The 1198-nt window shown below is 26.3% G+C and carries 2 protein-coding genes; both read right to left on the bottom strand.

Translation table 4 applies throughout. The features are described from left to right. Positions 1-137 precede the first annotated feature (137 nt). Positions 138-806, bottom strand: coding sequence for an ATP-binding cassette domain-containing protein (locus tag P695_RS0104810; protein WP_028127086.1), 669 nt, complete (start codon positions 804-806; stop codon positions 138-140). Positions 807-856: 50 nt separating this feature from the next. After that, a partial coding sequence (locus P695_RS06225; RefSeq protein WP_035026633.1) for a hypothetical protein occupies positions 857-1198 on the bottom strand: 342 nt, incomplete at its 5' end.

Genomic DNA, 1198 nt, shown 5'->3' on the forward strand with positions numbered 1-1198 from the left:
GATCTGCACTGGCTCACTTTTATATAATGTTTGAAGGGAGGGTCGTAATTGAATAATGAGTAAAAATGAATTTACACAAAAATCCGTAAAGACCCATTCAGTTAATTGGAGTTTTGATAATTCTCATAATTTCTACTTTAAACATTTTTTATCACCAACCCTTTTATTTGTTTTAATTTATTTTGGTATGTGCCCACTAGTTCAATATCTTGAATAATTTCACCGTTTTTTAAAACAATAACTCTTTCACAAATTTTGGCAATTTCCTCAGGATTATGAGAAATCAGTAATACATTTATCTCCGGATGGATGGAAGTGTAATTATGAATTATGTCGATTATTTTAACCCGTCATTCATAATCTAATGATGTAGAAATTTCATCCAAAACTAAAAAATTCGGTTGATTAAGCAAGGCAATAAGGAATTTAAATTTTTGTTGTTGCCCTCCAGACAGTTTTTTAAAATTATTATTTTCGACTTCAGTTAATTGAAACTCTTTAAAATATTCCTGATGGTTTTTATTGACTTTATAAAGTTTACAATATAAATAAAAAATTTCTTTTAAACTACTATCAGAATTAAAGCTAGATTCTTGAAAAACAGCATTTCAAATATATTGTTTATCACAAATAAAATTGCCTTTATATCTAGCTTTTAAGCCTAAAATTAATTCAACTAACGTGGTTTTGCCAGAACCATTCAAACCCATTATGGCAATTTTCTCATTATCCTCTATTTTTAATTTTGATATATTTAAAACTCTTCGTTTTTTATAAAAATACTTAACATTAATTAAACTAATCATTTTGTTTACCTTTCTACATATTTAGAATATGTTAACTTAAGGACACCACTTTAAAATAAAGTTAATCTATTTGTGTTAACTACATTATACATTGATATTTTGAACACATTTCATGAATTTATGAATTCTTGGAATGTGTTCAAAATATCAATTAGTTGTTTGTCTAATTCCTTTTCCTTTTCTAAAGTTTTCACTTTAGATTGAGATTCTTCTAGTGCTTCGACTAATTCAACAATTTGCTTTTTATCTTGATTTTCATTATTTTTCATGATATTTTTTTGACTCCCTTGCTTTTCTTTGTGCATATTATAATAAACATCAGGGTAAAAATTTTTAAATCAAGCATAGACTTGTTGAACTCCTCCACTTAATTCATGTTTTTTGGCAAGATC

It is taken from the genome of Williamsoniiplasma lucivorax ATCC 49196 (genome assembly GCF_000518285.1).
In the GTDB taxonomy this organism is placed as follows: domain Bacteria; phylum Bacillota_I; class Bacilli_A; order Mycoplasmatales; family Mycoplasmataceae; genus Williamsoniiplasma; species Williamsoniiplasma lucivorax.